The sequence below is a fragment of the Azospira sp. I09 genome, assembly GCF_009177135.1.
Taxonomy (GTDB): Bacteria; Pseudomonadota; Gammaproteobacteria; order Burkholderiales; family Rhodocyclaceae; genus Azospira; species Azospira oryzae.
The window spans coordinates 2,651,134-2,675,041 of the sequence record NZ_AP021844.1 but is presented as its reverse complement, the minus strand read 5'-3'; the positions used below and the strand labels follow the sequence as shown (position 1 = coordinate 2,675,041).

Sequence of the window (23,908 nt, the reverse complement as noted above, 5' to 3'; positions counted from 1 at the left end):
TTCATCAATCTGCGTCAAGAAGCAATAAAACGGCTTCCTCACCCGTTAAATTGGGTACAACCAACACAGTTGGTTGGGCCAATCTCGTATTCCCTTCGACGATCATGAAGTACTGCAGACTGGACTCATGGCTTGCTTCTACGAAGCACGCGCGCCGCTGACGCACACGCCCCGTCTCCGCCGTAAACAGAAGCTTGCTGGCGATTTCACCATCTTCATCTATCACCACAGGCAAGCTGAACACAGGGGCTGTTTTCCCGGCAGCACACACTACTTTAAGTTCCGCGCCAGATGGCGCGTACTCCGGATCCTGGGCAATCATTTTCAACCCTTGATCCACGAATCTAGGCATAGAGGCATTCGCTTTAGGGCTATCGCGATCTGCCAAGTCCTGCTCGACATCCAACCCCGTGACCGTCGAAGAGCCATCGCTCTCCCCAAACGCAACTGCTTCCAGGCTTCCATCCGATCGACGCAAAAACACATCCGCTTTCGGCATGGCCTCAAGCTTCTCTCGCCACACCTGCTTTCGCACAAGGTCTGGGAACCGATGCTGGCTACGGAAAAAAGTTGAGCGTTGCGCCTTGTTGGCACCAGGATCGGAATCCACTCCCTCCGACTTGCTCCTCTTTCGTTCCCTTGAGACGCTGCCGCCCTCTGACTTCTGGCCTCCGGCGTTGCCATGCCATACCTTCCGATCTGCCGCCTCGTAAGACAGGGATTTAAACGGGAACGGATAGGAGCACGAGTGAAGCCGATAAACAAGAAAGGTCGCGCAATCTTGATCACCAAATGGCAACCAAATACCGCTTGCAACTAAATTGGTGAGGCCCTCGAAAGGGAAGCCGGTATAGGGGTATGCAGGATGTCTCTCAACGGATGCCTTCTGGCATGAGGTATGAATTCCAGCTGCGGATCTCCAGGCAAACTGACTTTCGGCGATACGCCCGATATCAGCGGCCGACACTCCCGACAATCTGCTGGCCAGCACCAAGTGCAAATGTTTGTTGGCTGGGTTGAGTCGCTTGCTGGTCCACAAGGCAGCAGACGTTAAAGGGGACGTAAACAGGCGCTGCAGGAAGTTTCCTGAAGAGCCAAAGTAGAACCGGATGAGCTCCACGCAAGGAACCAGCAGTCGACGGCCGTCTGCCATGGTGACAGCAACGCAATAGGACTGCGTATGCAATCGATGCCAAGGATGATGGCTCAGCGGCAATAGAAAATGCTCGTCAATGGCGAGCCCCGCCTTCACAAAGGCACTCGTCTCATGGGATATCCGCAATCCCTTGAACAGTTCCCTCTGATAGCTAGGCGAGGCGATCTGGTGCCCGTACTGCCAAAGGTCACCAATTGCGAGGATGGGCAAAGCAGCAACCGGCACCCAGGCTTCATGGGAGTGCTGATGATCGGTGCTATCTGGAAGAAGTAAAGCAGTGTGATCAGACGGATCACACCTCAGAGCTGACAGTGAAACTTTGATACTGGGCTGAGCGTAGCGCCGAACACCACCAGGGTAGGCACACTCGCCAAACCAATCCAACCGCCAAACCCGATCATCGGGCGTTAAGTTGGGAAGAGTCGGCTGGCTATCCGGATTCATGTTCTCGAATAGCCTTGTCGATTCTCAGATATCGGTGTCCGCTGTCATTTATCGTTGGAATTCACATCTAGAAGCAGGATCATGGTCCCGATACGCCAATAAAGGATTATCGATCAGCATGCTTCAGAGTCCTTCGCCATGTCCATGGGGGCGAGGGATTGCCGTCCTGCCACGAGCCGATTCTTTCGCTGCGAGCACGCATCTGAGCCTGGCTATACAGGTGTTGGTCAGTAACCTCTTGCTCTTTTGCATAGGTCTCATACCACCAAGCCATACCCTTCCCTATTTGGGCTAGGCCTGCGTCCTGGTTGTCACACCATACTTTTCCGACGATGCGCTGATAGCGGTCTCGCTTGTGCCAATCAGCCGTTACTGTCTTGCCAAAGGATAGTGAAGCTAGGCTAGCTTTGGAGCCAGATCCAAACGGCTGACGTTTTTCCGGAGCATCAATTCCGACGAGGCGAATCTTGTACTGGACCTGAAAACGATCCAATACCGTCAAGGTGTCTCCATCGGCAATGGAGACCACCCGCCCTATCAGTTGATCAGCACATGCGGATCCAAAAATGAAAGTGGCTAGGCAAAACAGTGCAAACCGCATAGGACTCCTACCGACAGCTCAGGGAGGCGTCCCGACCTAGGGCCATAACACACTGACCATCTGCCATGACAATGACCGACATCCTGTTTCGACACAGTCGTCGCTGGGTGGCAATCTGGTTAAACCGCAGCATCTCTTTGAGTTTTGAAACCGGAATAGTGGCAAGAATCATAACGCATACCCCATTGGAATCCGTTTTTCATTCTAATGGCATTCGAATATTGAACAATACCGGGCAAGTTAGTTTGGTTGATTGAAACTCTTCTTTTCGGCCGTTGCGGACGGATGGCATCGCTGCTCAATTTGAGCAAATGACAGCTTTCCGCTTCGTCCTCATTGAAGCTTATCCGGTCGAAAACCGACGTCCAATTTATTGAGCGTTGAGTCCGGTCCTTACACGTTGCGGCCTCGAGCATGGTTCCTTTCAATGTTCGGTGTCTAGGCACGGCCCCGGCTATCGACATATCTAGCGGCGACGCCTACCAGGAGTTCGGCCATGCAACGTACATTGAATGATTCAACCGTGGGTTACTATTCAGTTCAACCTAAATATGACAACTCGTTAGCTCTAACGGTGAATCCGATGTATGCGATAAACGACCTCTCCGACTATCCTGCAATCAGGAAACTGGCATCCGCCCTGTATAAGCTTGATAGCTGCCAGCATGGTGCGGCCATCATGATCGGGGCTGGCTTCAGCCGCAGTGCCGCGCATCATGTGGGTGGCGAAAAGAAGATGCCGCTCTGGAACGACTTCAGCAGGAAGCTCGCAGCAGAGCTCAATCCTGACGATAAGGACATTAGCTTCCTGGATCCATTGCGCGTTGCAGAGGAGTATCGCGCCTACTTCGGGCAAGCTGCGTTCAATGATCGGATTCGTTCCGATATCGATGATGATGCCTGGCGGGTAGGAGAGCTCTACAAGTCGCTATTGGAGTTGCCGTGGTCGGAAATCATGACCACCAACTGGGACACTCTGTTGGAGCGTGCGGCAAAGGACGTCCATCGCCCCTATTACACACCGGTTACCAAACCGTCCGACTTGGCATGGGCCCCTTCTCCCAGAATCGTAAAGCTTCACGGTACGATCGGCATCACGGAGACTTTTATCGGCGCACAAGAGGACTACCGGACTTATCCAACCAAGTTTGCGCCTTTCGTCAATTTCGCTCGGCAGGTATTTATCGAAAACGAGCTTTGCCTGCTCGGCTTCTCGGGCGACGACCCAAATTTTCTCCAGTGGTCTGGATGGGTAAGAGATCATCTGGCCGGGCATGCTCGAAAAATATACCTGGTCGGGGCACTCAATCTGACAGCGGCACGGCGAAAGCACCTGGAGTCGATGAACGTCGCCCCAGTCGACCTCTGGAACGCAGTCAAGCACGTTGACGACCGCGACCAACGACATCGGCTGGCGATCGAATTATTCCTGCAGGCGTTGAGCGTCGAAGGCAATTCCAGGCTGAAGCCACATGAGTGGGCAGCAGTAGGCTTGCATCGTCAGCAAGTTGCGCCGGACGATCACATGCGTCAGTTCAAGGAGCCGGAGTATGCGGCCTCATTACTATCGGCACAGTTGGAAGCATTAAGGGTCAGCCGTGAATCGTACCCGGGATGGCTGCTGTGCCCGCCATCCGTACGCTGGCAGATTCGACATCAATTGAATGACCCGTTCCCGACCGCCCAAAATCTTGCTGCGCTCTCCTCGGACGATCGCGCCAAGCTGCTGTACGAAATTGCTTGGCGATACGGCATCATGTGGGAGTACATCTTTCCTTGGCTGGCAGAGGCCATGGCTCGCGTTGCAGATCCCGACGAGCCATGCGCGTTAAGCAGCCGCCAGCAGTTGGAAATCTGCGTGGTGCTGCTCAGAAATAGCCGTTGGCTAACCGCGGAAAGCGCTGAGGAGCGTCAAGTCATGACCCAGCACGTCGAGGCCTTGGTAGCCATTTTGGAGCGTCATGCTCGATTTCTGCCAGACGCTGCTGCCGAACTGGCGTACCACAAAGCGCTTACGGCGCGCGACGCGCTTGACTACGCAGGGATGGACGCTGCCGTGCAGCGAATGGTCGGCGAAGATCGGGTTTGGCCGCTTCGGCAGGCAGCATTGTTGATGGAACTCGGAAAATCGGGCGAAGCCGATCAATTGATTGCCAAGGCCTACGGTGATCTACGGGAGTTTCATCGGCGCGATCGAAATTCAATTCCTATTTTGTCTCGTCTGATGTGGGCACACTGGTTGTTGGAGTCCATCCGTCGAGGCACACATGATGGAGCCCAGGAGAAATTGCCTGCGTTTGCCGAAAGCATGTACCGCGAATGGAAGTGTGACCCCTGGACTTGGATCGAGAACATCCGGGGCAAGGCTATCGAGCGCCAAGAAAAGTATTGGAAGGATCGCAATCCGATCGAACCCTCATTTGAACAGGGCGCGTATCGAGATAATTCCAAGAGGGTTTCCTTCAGCAACGAGACGTCTGACTTCCTGATGCTGGACGGATTGACGACGAACGTGGGGATTCCACTGCGGTCCGGCAGTGCTTTCCTGCATGTCAATCTCCTTGCAGGTACCGCCGAGAAGCTGGTCCTGTCCGGTGGTATCGGCGTCGAACTGTGGGATTACACCTTGGCCATTCGAGCGGCATCGAGCGAAAGTTCACTGTCAATCAAGGACGTCTTTACCCGTGTTGGTGTGGCAAGAATGTCTAAGGAAGCGGCGGACAGGCTGGTTGAGCGGGTATTGAAGGCCATTGGATACTGGTGCGCCCTGCGCCAAAAAGGCACCGACGAGCAGCAAGGCAGCGCATTGACCATGCTTCGCGTGCAAATGGAGGTTCTTGCCCGTTTGGTGGTCAGGGTATCGCCGGAAAAGGCCAAGGAGATATTTCGGCTTGCCATTTCGATCGGCAAGCAACAAGACTTCCAGCATCATTGGCTGTCCGAGGTCATCGGTGGCCTGATAACTCACTCGCTGGACAGCATCCCCAAAGTCGACCGTGGAGACTTGCTGCCGGACATATTGGATTTCCCGTTGCAGTGCGAAGTGATGGGCGGCAATTTTCCGCGCTGGCCTAATCCGACTATTGACCATCTCAACGCTCGTGCTATGTATCTTGGTCTGGAACGGCGAATTGACGAGTTGATAGGCTTCGTCGCGACAAATAGGGGGCTATCACGCGGCACCGCTCTGAAGCGACTTCTTCCGTTGGCAAGGAACGGGTTTCTCGCAGATAACGAGCGGCAGAAATTGGCCTGCGCACTTTGGGGTGATCCGCCGGACTATCGAGCCCTGCCTTCGTCAACAAATCTCTTGCCGCACGCCATGCTGTTCTTGCCCGCATCCGATCCCAGTCAAGTCAAGCGACAGGTATACCATCGCCTGTACGAGCATGGCGAAGACCTTCTGACCAGGACGCAGGCAGACTTACGAGTCTATCCGTCGCCCGAGATTGATGAGGCTGCCTCGACTTATATCGGGATGGCCAATGCGGCAGTCAACGACGCGACGCGACTGTTTCCAACAGCGGAGCACGCGTTGGTGTTGTTCGACCGTCTGGTCATGTACCGTCCAACGATCAATGGTGACGAAGACTTCCTTCGCGACGCCCGGAGGCAGGTTGTTGAGAGCATCGGTAATGCGCTTTCCTATGCGATCACGCCAGCGCTATCTGACGACGCGAAGACCGTTGAGCGATTTGCGTGCTTGCGGGCATTCATCGATGAGGCTGAGGGCGCATTCAGCGCGGCGATAGCGTTGGCTTATTTCACGCATATCAATGATGAAGTGGCCACTTCGGTCGAACAAATTATTCGAAAATCGTTACAGCGCAACGATTCGCGTGAAGTCGGCTATGCAGCTCTCACGGTCAATAAATGGGTGGAATTGACGAACGAGTCGAGCATGCCCCGGTCTCTGGAGCGCCTTATTGCAAGGGTGATTGTGATTATCGAGTCAGGGCGGACTATCGGCTTGCAGCAATTGATATGGGTTGCGGGCGAGCTTATCGAGAAACAGCGTTTGTCCCAGGAGCAAACGGAAACGCTGATCGCAGCGATACCGAATCTATTTGCGGCAATGGACTACGCAAGCATCGAACCCAAAAGCCAGGAAGCCATTAGCGCGTCGTCAATTCGAGAAGCATGCGTGAAGGTGGCGGGAACGCTTGCCAGATACTATCCTGATGATCGCGCTCTGCAAGATATGCTAAGTGCGGCCAAGACGGACGCTCTTCCCGAGGTACGTTTTGCAGTTGGCCCAGCTAGCTAGTTTTCCTCGATTCTTGGCGGCCGCGATGACCGCTTCTTGCCGACAGGATGGTCTCGTATCGTATTTCAGACGATTTGCACTGGCATGATCCTCTAGAGGAAGTAGGCGGCTGTCTGTCCGCGCTTTGAAAGTGACCGACCGAAATGTGCAAGGTGCGAACCCCGACGCCCGAAGTTTTATGATCCAGAAATGGACAGCAAGGCCGTTCAACCGGAGGGACAGCGGACATTCGCGAACGGCTGTTATCGGTAGAACGCGATGGCGGCTCTGGCCGACGACCAGACGAAAAAAAAGCCACTCATAAGAGTGGCTTTCGCTTTATGGCTATTAGTAGTCATGATCAATGGAAATTAGCCAATATCATTGTTCATTAGCTTTTATCGTTGGAATTTACAACCACGCCGGCAGTATGGGCCTGCTGGTCCGCCCAGTAGGAGCTGCGCACCATGGCGCCGCAGGCGGCCCCGGAAAAGCCCATTTCCTTGGCTTTTTCCTCGTACATCTTGAACACGTCGGGATGGACGTAGCGCTGCACCGGCAGGTGGTGGTTGGAGGGGGCCAGATACTGGCCGATGGTCAGCAGTTCCACGTCGTGGGCCCGCAGGTCGCGCATGACTTCGAGGATTTCCTCGTCGGTCTCGCCCAGGCCCACCATCAGGCCGGACTTGGTCGGCACCTGGGGATAGCGGGCCTTGAACTGCTTGAGGAACTGCAGGGAGTGTTCGTAATCGGCGCCGGGGCGGGCCTGCTTGTAGAGGCGGGGCACGGTTTCCAGGTTGTGGTTGAGCACGTCGGGCAGGCCCTGGCCGAGCACGTCCACCGCCACTTCCAGGCGGCCGCGGAAGTCGGGCACCAGGGTCTCGATGGTGGTCTTGGGGGAGGATTCGCGCACCGCCTTGATGACATCCACGAAGTGCTGGGCGCCGCCGTCCCGCAGGTCGTCCCGGTCCACGCTGGTGATGACCACGTACTTGAGCTTGAGCTTGGAGACTGATTCGGCCAGATGGGCCGGCTCCAGGGGATCGGGGGGCAGGGGCTTGCCGTGGCCCACGTCGCAGAAGGGGCAGCGGCGGGTGCAGATGTCGCCCAGGATCATGAAGGTGGCGGTGCCCCGGCCGAAGCATTCGCCGATATTGGGGCAGGCGGCCTCTTCGCACACGGTGTGCAGCTTCTGTTCCCGCAGCAGCTGCTTGATCTCGCCGAAGCGGCCGGCGTCGTTGCCGGCCTTGACGCGAATCCAGCTGGGCTTTTTCAGCGTCTCTTCGACCGGCACGATCTTGATGGGAATCCGGGCGGTCTTCAGTTCGCCTTTTTGCTTGACGCCGCGTTCGCTGCTCATTGAGTCTTCTCCAGTTGTGCCACGAGATGCCGGGTAAGGTCCGCCGTTGCTTGTGGCAGGGTCCGGGCCACGCCCAGGTCCTTCAGTTGGGTCACCGGCATGCCGGCATACCCGCAGGGGTTGATGGCCTGGAAGGGCGACAGGTCCATGTCCACATTGAGGCTGACGCCGTGGTAACTGCGGCCGTTGCGGATGCGCAGGCCCAGGGCCGCCACCTTGGCCAGACCCACGTACACGCCGGGGGCGCCGTCGTGGCGCTCGGCATTGACGCCGTATTCGGCCAGCAGGTCGATCACCGCCTGCTCGATGCGGTTCACCAGTTCCCGCACCTTGAGGTTGCGCCGGGGCAGGTCCAGCAGCAGGTACACCACCGCCTGGCCGGGGCCGTGGTAGGTGACCTGGCCGCCCCGGTCGATCTTCACCAGTGGAATGCCGATGTCCCGCAGCACGTGCTCCGGCTTGCCCGCCTGACCCAGGGTGTAGACCGGCGGATGTTCCACCTGCCACAGCTCGTCCGGGGTTTCCGGGGTGCGGGCGGCGGTGAAGGCCTGCATCGCCTCCCAGGTGGGCACGTAGTCTGCCCGACCCAGTTCGCGGATGACCAGCGGGGAAATCACTTAGGTCCGTCCGCCGCCGCTTACAGCACCACCTTCACCAGGGGGTGGCCGGACAGTTCCCGATACAGGTTGTCCAGCTGCTCCTTGGAGGTGGCGGTGACGGTGCAGGTCAGGGAGATGTAGGTGCCCTTGCTGGAGGGACGCATTTCCATGGAGGCGCCGTCGAATTCCGGATCGTGCTTCTGCACCACGGTAAGGATGGTCTGGGCGAAATCCACTTCCATCTTGCCCATGATCTTGAGGGGGAAGGCGCAGGGGAATTCGAGCAGGGTTTCCTGCCGGCTTTGGGGATTGTCGGGATTGGCTGGGGTCTGGCTCATGGTGTTCTCTTGCTCGATTCGGCTCAGGCGTCGGCGCGGCGCATCACCTGATTCTTGAAGTCCTGGTACAGCGCATTCATGCGGGCGGCCAGGGGGCCGGGCCTGCCGTCGGCCACGGGGGCGTCGTCGATGCGGGTGATGGGCAGCACTTCCTTGGTGGAGGATGTGACCCAGACCTCGTCGGCGCCGCGGAGTTCCGCTTCTGCCACCGGACGTACCTGGGTTGGAATGCCGTTGGCCGCCGCCAGTTCCAGCACCACGTCGTAGGTGACGCCGGGCAGGATCAGATTGCTCTTGGGCGGCGCCAGGATCACCCCGTCCTGCACCACCAGCACGTTGGAGGCGGAGCCTTCCATGACCAGGCCGTCCCGCAGCAGGATGGTCTCCGTGCAGCCGGCAGCGGCGGAAAGCTGGCGCAGCAGCACGTTGGCCACCAGGGAGACGGTCTTCAGGTCGCAGCGCAACCAGCGGAAATCCTCGGCGGTAAGAGCGGTGCCCCCCGTGGCCAGCAGTTCGGCGGAGGGCGTCGGCAGGCGGTCGGCGTAGGCAAAGATGGTGGGGGCCACGGCCGGCCTGGGGAAGGCCTGGTCCCGCACCGGGGCGGCACCCCGGGTCACCTGCAGGTAGACGCCCTGGTCCTCGCTGCCGTGGTCATCGACCAGACGCTGCACCACCTCCGCCCACTGCTCCTTGGAGAGGGGATTGGCCAGCTGCAGGGCGGCCAGGGTGCGCTCCAGGCGCTCCAGGTGCTGCTGCAGGCGGAAGGGGCGCCGGGAATAGACCGGGATCACCTCGTAGGCGCCGTCGCCGAAGAGGAAGCCCCGGTCCATGGGGGAAATGCGGGCCTCGTCCAGAGGCAGGTAGTTGCCGTTGAGGTAGGCCAGCATGTTCCCTCCGTCAGCTAGGGGAGCGGTTTATTTGAACCACAGCTTGATGCTGTCGATGCCGCGCCCCAGGATGCCGGCCACGGGCACGGCGTCCAGGGCCACCACCGGGTATTCGCCGTAAGGCTTGCCGTCCAGGCTGACCTTCATGGTGCCGATGACCTGGCCCTGGCTCACCGGGGCCACCAGGGGCTGCTTTGATTCCAGCTGGGCCTGGATCCGGCTCGAGTAGCCCTTGGGCACGGCCAGGATGAAGTCGTTCTGGAAGCCGGCGCGGACGGTGTTGTCCTTGCCCTTGAACACCTTCAGCTCGGACACGGTCTGGTTCTTGGTGTACAGGGAGACGGCGTCGTAATACTGGAAGCCGTGGTTGAGCAGCTTGAGGGATTCCTGGGCGCGCATGCCGTCGCTCTCGGCGCCGAGCAGGACGGAGAGCAGGCGCCGGGGCCCGCGCTTGGAGGAGGAAATGAGGCAGTAGCCGGCGGATTCGGTGTGGCCGGTCTTCACCCCGTCCACCGTGGGATCGGCCCACAGCAGGCGATTGCGGTTGGGCTGGGTGATGTTGTTGTAGCGGAATTCCTTCATGGAGTAGTACTTGGCGTACTCCGTGGGGAAGTCGCGGATGATGGCGGTGGTCAGGGTGGCCAGGTCCCGGGCGGTGGCGTAGTGCTCCGGATCGGGCAGGCCGGTGGCGTTCATGTAGTGGGTGTTCTTCATCCCCAGGCGGGCCGCCTCCTGGTTCATCATCTGGGCGAAGCGCTCCTCGGAGCCGGCGATGGCCTCGGCCAGGGCGACGCAGGCGTCGTTGCCGGACTGCACGATCATGCCCTTGATCAGGTCTTCCACCGGCACCTGGGTGCCCACCTTGATGAACATCTTGGAGCCGCCGGTGCGCCAGGCCTTCTCGGTGACGGGCACGCCCTGGTCCAGCTTCAGCACGCCCTGCTTGAGGGCGGAGAAGGTCAGGTAGGCCGTCATCAGCTTGGTCAGGGAGGCGGGATCGACGCGCTGGTCGGCGTTTTCGGCCACCAGGGTCTGGCCGGAGCCGAATTCCACCAGCAGCCAGGCCTTGGCGGCGATGCCGGGAGCCGGGGGCATCTGCTGGGCGCCGGCGGGGCCGGCCAGCAGCAGGGAAGCGCAGCCGGCGAGGACGGATGCACGGAAAACGGAAGAGAAGCGGCGGGAAATTCGGTCAGACATGCCGGTCAGGCTCCAGCGGGAGAAAAGCGCTTGATTATAGCGCAGCCGGGCAGGCCCTTCCGGCCGGGACCGGCCGTAACCTGCCGATCTTAGGGACTTGCCGCAGTAAGTGAACTCACTGACACGATGCACCTGGGCGGTGCGTTATACTCGCCCGTGTCAGTTTTCGGTCAGGTTTCTGACCCTGGCGTGACACCCCGGCGGATTCGCCCCCCATCGCCGCATCCTGACGGCATTCCCTGAGAAGTCCTGGATCGGTTACGCTCCTCATGGAGCGCGCCCGGGGCATGGTTGTGCCCTGTGGCATGGCCTTTGCTGAGACAACCCCATGAAAACCAAGATCGCTCTCCTCTCCCTGCTGGGACTGCTGCTGTGCGGCAGCGCCCTGGCCGACGTCTATTCCCTCGACCAGTTGCTGGAACTGGCCCGCTCCGGCAACCGGGGTCTGCAGGCCTCCCGCGACGCGGTGGAGGCGGCCCGCTCCGGCGTCACCACCGCCGGCGCTTTCCCCAACCCGGAGATCGAATACCAGAGCGGCGACGCCAAGGCCCGGGTAGCGGGCGCCAATCCCGGCAACGTCAAGACCATGACCTTCACCCAGCGCCTGGACCTGCCCTGGGTGCGTTCGGCCCGCATCGATGCCGCCAGCGCCAATCTGGAAGCCACCAGCGCCGCCGGCCGGGGCTACGAGCATGAGGTGCTGGCCAGCGTGAAGCTGGGCTACTACGAGGTGCTGCGGCGCCAGGCCGAACTGAAGGCGGCCCAGGAAGACCAGGCCCTCATGGAAGCCATCCGCACCCGGGTCAGCGTGCGGGTCGGCGTCGGCGAGGCGCCCCGCTACGAGCTGATCAAGGCCGATGCGGAACTGCTCAATGCCCAGAAAGTGACCCAGAGCACCCTGCTGCGCCTGACCCAGGCCAAGGCCGCCCTGCGCCGCAACGTGGGCACCGGCCTGCCGGCGGACTTCGAAGTGCCGGCCACCACCCAGCTGCCCCTCAACGTGGGCAGCCTGCCCGAACTGCGCCAGACCCTGCTGCAGCGCAGCCCGGACCTGGCCCAGGCCCGGGCCCAGTTGACCCAGGCCGAACACCAGCTGGACCTGCAGCGCCGCATGCGCACCCCGGAAGTGGCGCTCAAGGCCAGCAGCGACGAAGAGCCGGACCTGAAGACCTCCCGCGTCGGCATCGCCGTCACCATTCCCCTGTGGGACCGCCGCTCCGGCCCCGTGGGCGAGGCCAGCGCCAATCTTTCCCGGGCCCGCAACCTGCTCGAGCAGATGGAATTCGGTCTCGGCCAGGCCCTGGAAAACGCCTACCAGCAGCACCAGATCGCCGCCGCCCAGGTCAATGCCCTGGAGCAGGGCATCGTGCGCCAGGCCGAAGCCGCCCTCAAGGTGGCCGAATCGGCCTACCGCTTCGGCGAGCGCGGCATTCTCGACTACCTGGACGCCCAGCGGGTGTACCGGGCCGCCCGCAACGAACTGATCGCCGCCCGCTATGAACTGCGGGCCGCCGCCGTGGACATCGAACGTCTCACCGGCGCCCTGACCGCTCCCGCCCAAGAGGAAAAGCACTGATGTCCGCCCCCGCCCCCCAGTCCCCGCGTAGCGCGCGCCGCCTCGCCCCCGCCTTCACCGCCCTGCTCCTGGCCGCCGGCGTCAGCCTGCTGACGGCCTGCGGCAAGGAGCCGGCCCCGGTCGCCGCCGCCCCCACCGACCCCAATCTGGTGACCGCGCCGGAAGCCCTGCAGGCCCAGCTGAAGCTGGCGCCGGTGGGCAGCGTGCCGGTCAGCGAGACCCTGCGCGTGGCCGGCCGCCTGGACTTCGACGAGCAGCGTATCGCCCGCATCGGCGCCACCGTCACCGGCCGCGTCACCCAGATCAGCGGCCAGCTCGGCCATGAGGTGAAGGCCGGCGAGCCCCTGGCCATCATCAACTCCACCGTCCTCGGCGAAGCCCAGCTGACCTTCCTCAAGGCCAACGCCCGGGCCAGCCTGGAACGGAACAACGTGGAGCGGGCCCAGCACCTCTTCGCCGCCGACGTCATCGGCAAGGCCGAACTGCAGCGCCGGGAAAGCGAAGCCGCCGTGACCCAGGCCGAACGCCAGGCGGCGGAAGACCAGCTGCGGGTGCTGGGCATGGCACCCCGGGACATCGCCTCCCTCGCCAGCCGCGGCACCATCAACTCCCTCACCCCGGTGGTGGCCAGCATTCCCGGCACTCTAGTGGAACGCAAGGTGACCCAGGGCCAGGTGGTGGAACCGGCCGACGCCCTGTTCACCGTGGCCGACCTTTCCCGCCTGTGGGCCGTGGCCGACGTGCCGGAACAGCAGGCCGCCCTGGTGCGCACCGGCCAGTCGGTGGAACTGGACATTCCCTCCCTGGCCGGCGAAAAGCTCACCGGCCGGCTGATCTACATCAGCGACACCCTCAACCCGGAAACCCGCACCGTTCTGGTGCGCACCGAAGTGGAAAACCCGGACCGCCGCCTCAAGCCGGCCATGCTGGCCACCATGCTCATCGCCGGCAAGGCCATGCCCAAGCTGGCCGTGCCCGCCGCCGCCGTGGTGCGGGAGGACAACAACGAGCACGTCTTCGTCCAGGTCGCTCCCGGCCAGTACCGCCTGACCCCGGTCATCCTCGGCGCCGAAGCCGGCGGCGTGCGGCCGGTGCAGTCCGGCCTCAAGGAAGGCGAAGTGGTGGTGGTGGAAGGCGCCTTCCACCTCAACAACGAACGCAAGCGCAAGGAGCTGGAGGGCAGCTGAGCCCCGGCTCCGGTTTTCACAGGCAGCATCGCCACAACGCAGTAAAGACGCCACTCTTCACATACACATGCTGGAGAGTGGCTTGCTGATTGCCTTTCCGGGCATCGAAGGAATGTCATGATCGAATCCCTGATTCGCGCCGCCCTCAAACAACGCCTGATCGTCGTCGTCATCGCCGTCGCCCTGCTGGTGTTCGGCCTCAACGCCGCGCGCAAGCTGTCGGTGGATGCCTTCCCCGACGTCACCAACATCCAGGTGCAGATCGCCACCGAGGCCCCCGGCCGCTCGCCGGAGGAGGTGGAGCGCTTCGCCACGGTGCCCCTGGAAATCGCCATGACCGGCCTGCCCGGCCTGACGGAGATGCGCTCCCTGAACAAGCCGGGCCTCTCCCTCATCACCCTGGTGTTCACCGACAGCACCAACGTCTATTTCGCCCGCCAGCTGGTCATGGAACGCCTGCTGGAAGTGGGTTCGCGCCTGCCCGAGGGCATCACCCCGGTGCTCGGGCCCGTCTCCACCGGCCTCGGCGAGATCTACCAGTACACCCTGGAGCGGCCCGACGACGGTGAGCGGGCCCTGACCCCGGAGGAGCTGACCCAGCGCCGCGTCGCCCAGGACTGGGTGGTGCGGCCCCTGCTGCGCTCCATTTCCGGCGTCGCCGAAATCAACTCCCAGGGCGGCTTCGTCAAGCAGTACCAGGTGCTGGTGAACCCGGACAAGCTGCGCCACTTCAAGCTCACCGTGGCCGACGTGTACCAGGCCGTGGGCCGCAACAACGCCAACTCCGGCGGCGGCGTGCTACCCCACTACGCCGAGCAGTACCTGATCCGCGGCGTGGGCCTGGTGCGGGACCTGGACGACATCCGCTCCATCGTGCTGAAGGAGAGGGACGGGGTGCCGGTGTACATCCGCGACGTGGCCACGGTGGACCTGGGCCACGCGGTGCGCGAGGGCGCCCTGGTGAAGAACGGCGTCACCGAATCCGTGGGCGGCGTGGTGATGATGCTGGCCGGCGGCAACGCCAAGCAGATCGTCGGCCGCATCCAGGAGCGGGTGAAGGAGATCAACGACAAGGACATGCTGCCCGGCGGCCTCAAGATCGTGCCCTACTACGACCGCTCCGAGCTGGTGGACGCGGCCCTGTGGACCGTGACCAAGGTGCTGATCGAAGGTGTCTTTCTGGTGGTGGTGGTGCTACTGCTGTTCCTCGGCGACCTGCGCTCCTCCATCATCGTCGTCGCCACCCTGGTGCTGACGCCCCTGCTCACCTTCATGGCCATGAACCAGATCAACCTCTCGGCCAACCTGATGTCCCTGGGGGGCCTGGCCATCGCCATCGGCCTCATGGTGGACGGCTCGGTGGTGGTGGTGGAGAACGCCTTCGCCTACCTGGGGCGCAAGGCGGAAACGGGGGAATCGCGTATCCGCATCATCTTCAACGCGGTCAAGGAAGTGGCGACGCCGGTGATCTTCGGCGTCGGCATCATCATCCTGGTGTTCCTGCCCCTGATGACCCTGCAGGGCATGGAGGGCAAGATGTTCGCCCCCCTCGCCTACACCATCGCCATCGCCCTGGCCGTCTCCCTTGTGCTGTCCCTGACCCTGTCGCCGGTGCTCTGCTCCTACCTCTTGAAGGTGCCGCCGGGCCAGGGCGACCACGACACCCGGGCCATCGCCGCCATGAAGAAGCCCTACCTGAAGATGCTCAACTGGTCCCTGGCCAACGGCAGGAAGACGGTGACCCTGTGCGTCGGCGTCTTCGTCGCCACCCTGGCCATCCTGCCCTTCCTTGGCACCGCCTTCATCCCGGAGATGAAGGAAGGCTCCGTGGTGCCGGGCATCAACCGGGTGCCCAACATTTCCCTGGATGAATCCATCAAGATGGAAATGCAGGCCATGAAGCTGGTGATGGAAGTGCCGGGGGTCAAGTCCGCCGTCTCCGGCGTCGGCCGCGGCGAATCGCCGGCCGACCCCCAGGGCCCCAACGAATCCACCCCCATCGTCAGCCTCAAGCCGCGCAGCGAATGGCCCTCCGGCTGGAACCAGGACGACATCGCCGAGGCCATGCGCGACAAGCTGAAGGCCCTACCCGGGGTACAGATCGTCATGGCCCAGCCCATCTCCGACCGGGTGGATGAAATGGTCACCGGGGTCCGTTCCGACATCGCCGTCAAGGTTTTCGGCGACGATCTGGACACCCTGAAGAAGAAGGCCGAGGAAATCGCCAAGGTGGCCCAGTCCATCCAGGGCGCCCAGGACATGCGGGTGGAGCGCATCTCCGGCCAGCAATACCTGATCATCGAGATCGACCGCCAGGCCATCGCCCGTCTCGGCCTCAACGCCGCCGACGTGCACGACGTGATCGAGACCGCCATCGGCGGCAAGGTGGCCACCGACGTCTATGAGGGCGAACGCCGCTTCTCCGCCACCGTGCGCCTGCCCAAGGAATTCCGCAACGACGTGGAAGCCATCCGCCACATCCTGGTCAGCGCCCCCGGCGGCGCCCAGGTGCCCCTGGAAGCCCTGGCGGAGATCCGCCTGGCCGACGGTCCGGCCCAGATCAGCCGGGAGACGGCCAAGCGCCGCATCGTGGTCGGCGTGAACGTGAAGGACCGGGACCTGGGCAGCTTCGTCGCCGAACTGCAGCAGAAAGTAGCGGAGAAGATCAAGCTGCCGGAAGGCTACTACCTGGAGTGGGGCGGCCAGTTCCAGAACATGGAGCGGGCCCTGGGGCACCTCACCATCATCATCCCCATCACCATCGGCGCCATCTTCTTCCTGCTGTTCCTGCTCTTCAATTCGCTGCGCATGGCCAGCCTCATCATCCTGGTGCTGCCCTTCGCCTCCATCGGCGGCATCATCGGCCTGGCGGTGACCGGCGAGTACCTCTCGGTGCCGGCCTCGGTGGGCTTCATCGCCCTGTGGGGCATCGCCGTGCTCAACGGGGTGGTGCTGGTATCCTATATCCGCAGCCTGCGCCAGGAAGGCGCCAGCCTTGACGAAGCGGTGACCAAGGGCGCCATCCTGCGCTTCCGCCCGGTGATGATGACGGCGACGGTGGCCATGCTCGGCCTCATTCCCTTCCTCTTCGCCACCGGCCCCGGTTCCGAAGTGCAGCGCCCCCTGGCCATCGTGGTCATCGGCGGCCTCATCACCTGCACCCTGCTGACCCTGGTGGTGTTGCCCACCCTCTACCGCTGGTTCGACGAAGAGCCGGTGGAAGCCTAACTGTAAGGAGACGCACCGATGAAGGAAATCAAGGCCGTAGTGCGCCCCAACAAGCTGCCCGCCCTGCGCGAGGCCCTGCGGGACATCCCGGGCTTTCCCGGCATGACGGTGAGCAAGGCGGAGGGCTGCAGCGCGCCCTCCCGCCACGTGCCGCACAACATCAAGGAAGAGCTGACCGACTACACCCCCAAGGTGCGCATCGAGATCATCGCCGACGACGACCTGGCCACGGTGATCGTGGACCGCATTATCGCCGTCTCCCAGACCGGCCAGATCGGCGACGGCCTGGTGTGGGTGACGCCGGTGGACCGGGCCGCCTTCATCTTCAAGACCATGCCGGGCAAGGATTCCATCTGAACCCGGCACCGGGCTGATTTGATCCAGCGCAAGGCAGATTTCACGATGCGGCAGGCATCATGGGGCGATGGAGGTAGTCGCCGATGCCGTTTCCCCCCCATCCCCCCTGGCCAGCTTTTCCCGAGACAGAGCAGTGCGCCGCCGGCCCCCGGCCAGGTGCACCGTCCCGGGCTGCCTGGCTGGAGCGCCTGAGCCGGGCCGAGTTTCTGGCCCAGGCCGGGCTGGAGGAGATTTACCCCTACCTCACCGAAACCGCCGCCCGGCTGCTCGGCGTGGACCGGGTCGGCATCTGGCTGTTCGACGACAGCCAGCGCACCATCCGCTGCGCCGATCTCTTTGAACGGGCCGGCGGCTGCCACAGCAGCGGCCAGCGCCTGCAGGAGGCCGACTGCCCGGCCTACTTCGCCGCCCTGGAAAGCGGCGAGCCCATCGTCGCCGACGACGCCCTGCACCACCCGGCCACCCGGGACCTCAACGACGCCTACCTGACGCCCCATGGCATCGGCGCCCTGCTCGACTACCCGGTGCGCCAGCAGGGGCGCCTGGCCGGCGTTCTCTGCCACGAGCAGGCGGGGCCGGCCAGGCCCTGGAACGAGGAACAGCGCCTGCTGGGCGTGGCCCTGGCCAACCTGGTGAGCCTGGCCCTGGAGCACGCGGCCCTGCGCCAGAGCCAGGCCCAGTTGCACTCCCTGGAGGAGCGCTACCTGCGCCTGCTGGAGTTCTGTCCTACCGGCATCATCCATTACGACACCGAGCTGCACATCACCTACAGCAACCAGCAGTTCGCCAACATCATCGGCGTCCCCCTGGAGCGGCTGCAGGACCTGGACATGGCCAAGCTGCAGGACCAGCGCCCCCTGCCGGCCCTGGCGGCAGTGCTGGAGGGCCGCACCGGGCGCTTCGAGGGCGAATACCGCGCCAGCCTCAGCGGCCGCCAGCTGTGGGTTTCCCTGGTGGCGGCGCCGGTGCTGGACCAGTGCGGCCAGCTGCTGGGGGGCATCGCCATCGTCGAGGACGCCACCGAGCGCAAGCGCGCCGAACTGCAACTGCGCCAGCTCTCCCGGGCGGTGGAGCAGAGCCCGGCCACCATCGTCATCACCGACACCAACGGCGTCATCGAGTACGTCAATCCCAAGTTCACCCGCACCACCGGCTACAGCGCCGAGGAGGCGGTGGGCCTCAAGCCCAGCGTGCTCAAGTCCGGCGAGACGCCCCTGGAGGTGTACCAGGAGCTGTGGTCCACCATCGCCAGCGGCGGCCAATGGGAAGGGGTGTTCCACAACCGGCGGCGCAACGGCGAGCTGTACTGGGAACACGCCACCATCTCCCCCATCACCGACGACAACCAGCGCATCACCCATTTCGTCGCGGTGAAGGAGGACATCACGGAAAAGCGCCGGCAGGAAGACCGCATCCACCAGCTGGCCTATTTCGACGAACTCACCGGCCTGCCCAACCGCACCCTGCTGCACGACCGGGTCAGCCAGTGCCTGGCCGCCGCCGAGCGGGAACAGGAGACCCTAGCCCTGCTCTTCATCGACCTGGACAATTTCAAGACGGTGAACGATTCCCTCGGCCACTTCACCGGCGACCGCCTGCTGCAGTCCGTGGCCCAGCGCCTCAAGGGCTGCGTGCGGGATTCGGACACGGTGTCGCGCCTGGGCGGCGACGAATTCGTGGTGGTGCTGGCCGACGCCCAGCTGGACGGGGCCTCCCAGGTGGCGCGCAAGATCATCGACCGGGTGGGCCAGCCCTTCGTCATCGACGGCCACCAGCTCACCGTCACCCCCTCCATCGGCATCAGCCTCTTTCCCCACGACGCCCGGGACTTCCAGAGCCTGCTGAAGAACGCCGACACGGCCATGTACCAGGCCAAGGAATCGGGGCGCAACGCCTACCAGTTCTTCACCGCCGAAATGAACGTGCTGGCCTTCGAGCGCCTGGTGCTGGAGAACGCCCTGCGCCAGGCGGTGGAGCGGCAGGAATTCGTGCTGCACTACCAGCCCCAGGTGGACATGGGCAGCGGCCGGGTCATCGGCGCCGAGGCCCTGGTGCGCTGGCTGCACCCGGAGCTGGGCATGGTACCGCCGGCCCGTTTCATTCCCGTGGCCGAGGATTCGGGTCTCATCGGCGCCATCGGCGACTGGGTGCTGTACGAGGCCTGCCGTCAGAACCGGGCCTGGCAGGAGGCCGGCCTGCCGGCCATCCCCGTGGCGGTGAACCTCTCGGCGGTGCAGCTGCGCCAGAGCGAGCTGCACGAGAGCGTGGCCGAGCTGCTGCGCCGCACCGGCCTGGAATCGCGCTACCTGGAGCTGGAACTGACGGAACGCACGGTGATGGAGGATGCGGAAGCCACGGTGCGCTGCCTGCGCCGCCTGGACGAAATGGGGGTAATGCTGTCCATCGACGACTTCGGCACGGGCTATTCCAGCCTCTCCTACCTGAAGCGTTTTCCCATCGACAAGCTGAAGATCGACCAGAGTTTTGTCCGCGACATCGTTGCCGATGCGGACGACCAGGCCATCGCCGTGGCCATCATCAGCATGGGCCACAGCCTGCGCCTGCGGGTCATCGCCGAGGGGGTGGAAACCGCGGAGCAGCTGGAGATCCTGCACCGCCACGGCTGTGACGAGGCCCAGGGCTTCCACTTCGGCCGCCCCATGCCGGCGGACGAGTTCGCCGCCTACCTGGCCAGGCGCAACGCCTGATCAGCGGGTGACGAAGGTGGGCTTGAAGCCCAGGGCCAGGCGGATGCGCTCGGCCACCTTGTCCGCCTCCATGCGGTCCCGGTAGGGGCCCACGTGAATGCGGTGCATGCCGCCCTTGCTCTGGATCTGGATGGCGTCGGTGAGCCAGTCCAGTTCCCGGGCCAGCTTGGCCTTCAGGCTTTCCGCATTGTCCTGGCTGGAGAAGGCGCCAAGCTGCAGGAAGACGTTGCCGACGCCGGCGACGGTAGTCGGGGCGGGTGCCGGTGCGGCGACAGGCTCGTCCTGGGCCTGGGCCGCCATGGCCATTTCGGCGATGGGGTCCCTCTCCTCCCTCACCAGCGCCGGGCGGGCTTCCTGGCGTGCCGTCTGGCGCTTGATGGCGGCCACTTCCAGGGCCGGCGCAGCGGCATAGGTGGCGCCGGGTTCGAGGACGATGGATTCCACTTCCACCGCGGTGCTGCCGTTGGCCACGTAGCCGAGGCGGTAGGCGGCGGTGAAGGAGAGGTCGATCACCCGGTCGGCATGGAAGGGCCCACGGTCGGTGATGCGCACGATGACCGACTTGCCGGTGGCCACGTTGGTGACCCGGGCGTAGGAGGGAATGGCCAGGGTCGGGTGGGCCGCGGTCATGGCGAACATGTCGTAGGGCTCGCCGATGGAGGTCTTCTGGCCGTGGAATTTCTTGCCATACCAGCTGCCGATGCCGCGCACCTTGTAGGGCTGGAGCCGGGTCATGGGCACGTATTCCTTGCCCAGCACCACGTAGGGCCTGTTGGCGAAGCGGTGCAGGGGCTCCCAGCGGGGTTCGGCATCGGGAATGTCGTCGATGTTCTCGGGAATTTCCTCGGGCAGGCCGTCGTCCTTGTAGAAGCCGCCGCCCCGGCGGGCCAGGGGATTGGGCTTCATGCCGCTCTTGGCCGGCGGCCGGGCACCGGCCTCCGGCGCCCGCTCAATGCGCGGCGCCGGGCCGCCACAGGCCGCCAGCAGGGTCAGCAGGAAGGCGCCGCACAGGCCCGGCAGGAGGGAACGCTTCATTTCTTCACCAGCATGCGATGGGTGTGGATGCTCATCAGGATACCGAGGCCGAGGAACAGGGTCACCAGGGCCGTGCCGCCGTAGCTGACGAAGGGCAGGGGCACCCCCACCACCGGCAGGATGCCGCTCACCATGCCCATGTTGACGAAGGCGTAGGTGAAGAAATTGAGGGAGATGGCGCCGGCCAGGAGACGCGACGACAGGGTCGGGGCGTTGGCGGCAATCATCATGCAGCGGCCGATGAGCAGCAGGTAGAGGAGCAGCAGTACCAGGTTGCCGATCAGGCCCCATTCCTCGGAGAAGACCGCGAAAATGAAGTCGGTGTGCTTTTCCGGGATGAACTCCAGGTGGGTCTGGGTACCGTTGAGCCAGCCCTTGCCGATGATGCCGCCGGAGCCGATGGCGATGGTGGACTGGATGATGTGGTAGCCCGTGCCCAAAGGATCGGAGGTGGGGTCGATGAGGGTCAGGATGCGCTTGCGCTGGTAGTCGTGCAGCATGGTCCAGGCGAAGGGCGCAGCGGCGGCGCCGGCGGCGATGAGGCCGACGATGACCTTCCACGACAGGCCGGCGAAGAAGATGACGTAGAAGCCGGCGGCCAGCACCAGGATGGCGGTGCCCAGGTCCGGCTGCTTGATGATGAAGGCCACCGGCACCAGCAGCAGCATGGAGGCCGTGGCGTAATGGCGCCAGCGCAGGGCAGCCTCGTGTTTGTGGAAGTACCAGGCCAGCATCAGGGGCATGGCGATCTTCATGATCTCGGAGGGCTGGATGCGGGTGACGCCGACATGCAGCCAGCGCCGGGCCCCGTTCACCTTGATGCCGAACAGCCACACCGCCAGCAGCAGGATCACCCCCAGCACGTAGAGGGGCACGGCGAAGCGCAGCAGCTTCTGGGGCGGCACCTGGGCCACCATCCACATCACGGAAAAGGCGATCAGCAGGTTCACCGCCTGGGGCCCCATGCGGCTCAGGCCGATGTAGGTGGCGGAATAGACGGTGGCGGTGCCGATGCCCAGGATCACCAGGGCAATGGTCAGCAGGGGGCCGTCCAGGTGCTCGATGGCCTTGTACCAGTAGCGCCTAATGGCCTCCATCGTCGCCCTCCTCGTCCTCGTTGGCCGGGCCCTTGGGCACCTTGCCGAGGATGTAGTAGTCCAGCACCATGCGCGCGATGGGGGCGGCAGCGGCGGCGCCGAAACCGCCGTTCTCCACGATCACCGCCAGGGCGATCTTGGGCTGCTCCGCCGGGGCGTAGGCGATGAACAGGGAGTGGTCCCGCAGGTGGTGCTTGGTGGCGCCCTCCACGTACTTCTCGCCCTTCAGGCTGAACACCTGGGCGGTACCGGTCTTGCCGGCGGATTCGTAGCCGGCGCCGGCGAAGGCCCGGGCCCCGGTACCGGCCTTGTTCACCCCGACCATGGCGTTCTTGATCACCGCCAGGTGTTCCGGCTTGAGCTTGAGGTCGCGGATGGGCTGGGGCTCCACCATGGTCTTCTCGCCGCTGCGGCTGTTGGTGATGTACTTCACCAGATGGGGCCGGTACATGACCCCGTCGTTGGCGATGGTGGCCACCGCCTGGGCCAGCTGGATCGGCGTGTAGGCGTTGTAGCCCTGGCCGATGCCGATGGAGATGGTTTCGCCGGCATACCACTTCTGGTGCTCCGGCTTCTTGAAGCGGCGCTTCTTCCAGGCCTGGGAGGGCAGCACACCCTCGCTCTCGCCCTGGATGTCCACCCCGGTGCGCTGGCCCAGGCCCAGCTGGCCCATGAAGGCGGCGATGTTGTCGATGCCCATGTCGTTGGCCAGGATGTAGTAGTAGGTGTCGCAGGATTCGACGATGGACTTGTACATGTCCACCATGCCGTGGCCGCCCTTCTTGTCGTCCCGGAACTGGTGGCCGCCGAAGTTGAAATAGCCCGGATCGGCGATGGCCTGGGAGGGGGTGCGCTTGCCCTGGACCAGGGCCGCCAGGGCCATGAAGGGCTTGAAGGTGGAACCGGGCGGATAGGCCGAGTAGATGGCCCGGTTGAGCAGGGGCTTGTCCGGGTCGGTGTTGAGGCCGTCCCAGTCGTCGCCGCGGATGCCGTCCACGAACAGGTTGGGGTCGTAGGTGGGCTTGGAGACCAGGGCCAGGATGCCGCCGGTGGACGGTTCGATGGCCACCAGGGCACCGCGGCGGCTGCCGAAGGCCTGCTCGGTGATCTCCTGCAGCTTGGAGTCCAGGGTCAAGGACAGGTTGTTGCCGGACACCGGCGCCGTGCGCGACAGCACCCGCACCGCCCGGCCACCCGCATCCACTTCCACTTCCTCGTAGCCCGTCTCGCCATGCAGCTGGAACTCGTAGTTCTGCTCCAGGCCGGCCTTGCCGATGTGCTCGGTGCCCTTGTAGTTGGGCGTCTGCTCGGCGTTGTCGATGGTCTCCAGATCCTTGTCGTTGATCCGGCCCATGTAGCCCAGAGCATGGGAAGCCACGTCCCCCAGGGGATACTGGCGGAACAGCCGGGCCTTCACCTCGACGCCGGGGAAACGGTAACGGTTGGCGGCAAAGCGGGCCACCTCGTCGTCGGAAAGGCGGGTGCGGATGGGGATGGACTCGAAGTTCTTCGACTCCTCCATCAGTTTCTTGAAGCGCTTCCTGTCCTTGGGCGTGATAGGGATCAGGGTGCCGATCTGCTCGATCACCGTCTCCAGGTCTTCCTGCAGGCGGGAGGGGGTGATTTCCAGGGTGAAGGCGGAATAGTTGCGGGCCATCACCACCCCGTTGCGGTCCACGATCAGGCCCCGGTTGGGGATGATGGGCACCAGGGAAATGCGGTTCTCTTCGGCCCGGGTGGAGTAGTAGTCGTGCTTCACCACCTGCAGCCAGAAGAAACGGGCGAAGAGGATGACGAAGCACAGCAGCACCATGCCGGCGGCGAAGCCGAGGCGGAAGCGGAACTGCTCCTGTTCCCGGTCCGAACTGCTGAGGTCGGTATAGCGCATGGCC

The 23,908-nt window shown here is 63.4% G+C and carries 16 protein-coding genes; 6 read left to right on the top strand and 10 right to left on the bottom strand.

Annotation, left to right across the window (positions count from 1 at the left end; genetic code table 11):
• Positions 1–4: 4 nt before the first annotated feature.
• Complete coding sequence (locus tag AZSP09_RS12460; protein WP_152090218.1) at positions 5–1,600, bottom strand: hypothetical protein; 1,596 nt, start codon at positions 1,598–1,600, stop codon at positions 5–7.
• A 106-nt stretch (positions 1,601–1,706) separates the two neighbouring features.
• Complete coding sequence (locus tag AZSP09_RS12455; RefSeq protein WP_152090217.1) at positions 1,707–2,201, bottom strand: thermonuclease family protein; 495 nt, start codon at positions 2,199–2,201, stop codon at positions 1,707–1,709.
• Between the two features lie 496 nt (positions 2,202–2,697).
• Between AZSP09_RS12455 and AZSP09_RS12450 the strand changes: the two genes are divergently transcribed.
• Positions 2,698–6,468 carry an SIR2 family NAD-dependent protein deacylase gene (locus AZSP09_RS12450; protein WP_152090216.1) on the top strand — a complete coding sequence of 1,257 codons (3,771 nt, stop codon included), beginning with the start codon at positions 2,698–2,700 and terminating at the stop codon, positions 6,466–6,468.
• A 370-nt stretch (positions 6,469–6,838) separates the two neighbouring features.
• Here AZSP09_RS12450 and lipA read toward each other — a convergent pair whose 3' ends face one another.
• From lipA to AZSP09_RS12425, 5 genes are all read right to left on the bottom strand, one after another.
• Complete coding sequence (lipA, locus tag AZSP09_RS12445) at positions 6,839–7,807, bottom strand: lipoyl synthase (RefSeq protein ID WP_152090215.1); 969 nt, start codon at positions 7,805–7,807, stop codon at positions 6,839–6,841.
• A complete protein-coding gene (gene lipB, locus AZSP09_RS12440; protein WP_232058899.1) occupies positions 7,804–8,361 on the bottom strand; it encodes a lipoyl(octanoyl) transferase LipB in 558 nt (185 codons plus the stop codon). Before lipB ends, lipA begins: the two co-directional genes overlap by 4 nt.
• An 83-nt stretch (positions 8,362–8,444) precedes the next feature.
• Entirely contained in the window at positions 8,445–8,744 is a 300-nt protein-coding gene (locus AZSP09_RS12435; RefSeq protein ID WP_014236008.1) for an HP0495 family protein, read from the bottom strand.
• A 23-nt stretch (positions 8,745–8,767) separates the two neighbouring features.
• The gene (locus tag AZSP09_RS12430; RefSeq protein WP_152090213.1) at positions 8,768–9,631 is read right to left on the bottom strand and encodes a D-amino acid aminotransferase; all 864 of its coding nucleotides are present in this window, start codon (positions 9,629–9,631) and stop codon (positions 8,768–8,770) included.
• 27 nt (positions 9,632–9,658) lie between these two features.
• The gene (locus AZSP09_RS12425; protein ID WP_014236006.1) at positions 9,659–10,828 is read right to left on the bottom strand and encodes a D-alanyl-D-alanine carboxypeptidase family protein; all 1,170 of its coding nucleotides are present in this window, start codon (positions 10,826–10,828) and stop codon (positions 9,659–9,661) included.
• A 328-nt stretch (positions 10,829–11,156) separates the two neighbouring features.
• Between AZSP09_RS12425 and AZSP09_RS12420 the strand changes: the two genes are divergently transcribed.
• The 5 genes from AZSP09_RS12420 to AZSP09_RS12400 all read left to right on the top strand — a co-directional run bounded on the left by AZSP09_RS12420 (position 11,157) and on the right by AZSP09_RS12400 (position 19,884).
• Positions 11,157–12,404, top strand: a complete 1,248-nt coding sequence (locus AZSP09_RS12420) for a TolC family protein (RefSeq protein WP_130459582.1) — start codon at positions 11,157–11,159, stop codon at positions 12,402–12,404.
• Positions 12,404–13,591, top strand: a complete 1,188-nt coding sequence (locus AZSP09_RS12415) for an efflux RND transporter periplasmic adaptor subunit (RefSeq protein ID WP_130459583.1) — start codon at positions 12,404–12,406, stop codon at positions 13,589–13,591. The genes AZSP09_RS12420 and AZSP09_RS12415 overlap by 1 nt, the downstream gene beginning before the upstream one ends.
• A gap of 117 nt (positions 13,592–13,708) precedes the next feature.
• The gene (locus tag AZSP09_RS12410; RefSeq protein ID WP_014236003.1) at positions 13,709–16,819 is read left to right on the top strand and encodes an efflux RND transporter permease subunit; all 3,111 of its coding nucleotides are present in this window, start codon (positions 13,709–13,711) and stop codon (positions 16,817–16,819) included.
• An 18-nt stretch (positions 16,820–16,837) separates the two neighbouring features.
• Positions 16,838–17,176, top strand: a complete 339-nt coding sequence (locus tag AZSP09_RS12405) for a P-II family nitrogen regulator (RefSeq protein WP_014236002.1) — start codon at positions 16,838–16,840, stop codon at positions 17,174–17,176.
• Between the two features lie 83 nt (positions 17,177–17,259).
• A complete protein-coding gene (locus AZSP09_RS12400) occupies positions 17,260–19,884 on the top strand; it encodes a bifunctional diguanylate cyclase/phosphodiesterase (protein ID WP_152090212.1) in 2,625 nt (874 codons plus the stop codon).
• On the opposite strand, the gene AZSP09_RS12395 is transcribed toward AZSP09_RS12400, so the two are convergent.
• From AZSP09_RS12395 to mrdA, 3 genes are read right to left on the bottom strand one after another with little or no spacing between them, the layout of a single operon-like run.
• Entirely contained in the window at positions 19,885–20,919 is a 1,035-nt protein-coding gene (locus AZSP09_RS12395) for a septal ring lytic transglycosylase RlpA family protein (protein WP_152090211.1), read from the bottom strand. It abuts the gene before it with no gap.
• Positions 20,916–22,016, bottom strand: coding sequence for a rod shape-determining protein RodA (rodA, locus tag AZSP09_RS12390; RefSeq protein WP_014235999.1), 1,101 nt, complete (start codon positions 22,014–22,016; stop codon positions 20,916–20,918). The genes AZSP09_RS12395 and rodA overlap by 4 nt, the downstream gene beginning before the upstream one ends.
• Complete coding sequence (mrdA, locus tag AZSP09_RS12385; RefSeq protein ID WP_014235998.1) at positions 22,003–23,904, bottom strand: penicillin-binding protein 2; 1,902 nt, start codon at positions 23,902–23,904, stop codon at positions 22,003–22,005. The genes rodA and mrdA overlap by 14 nt, the downstream gene beginning before the upstream one ends.
• Positions 23,905–23,908: the final 4 nt, after the last annotated feature.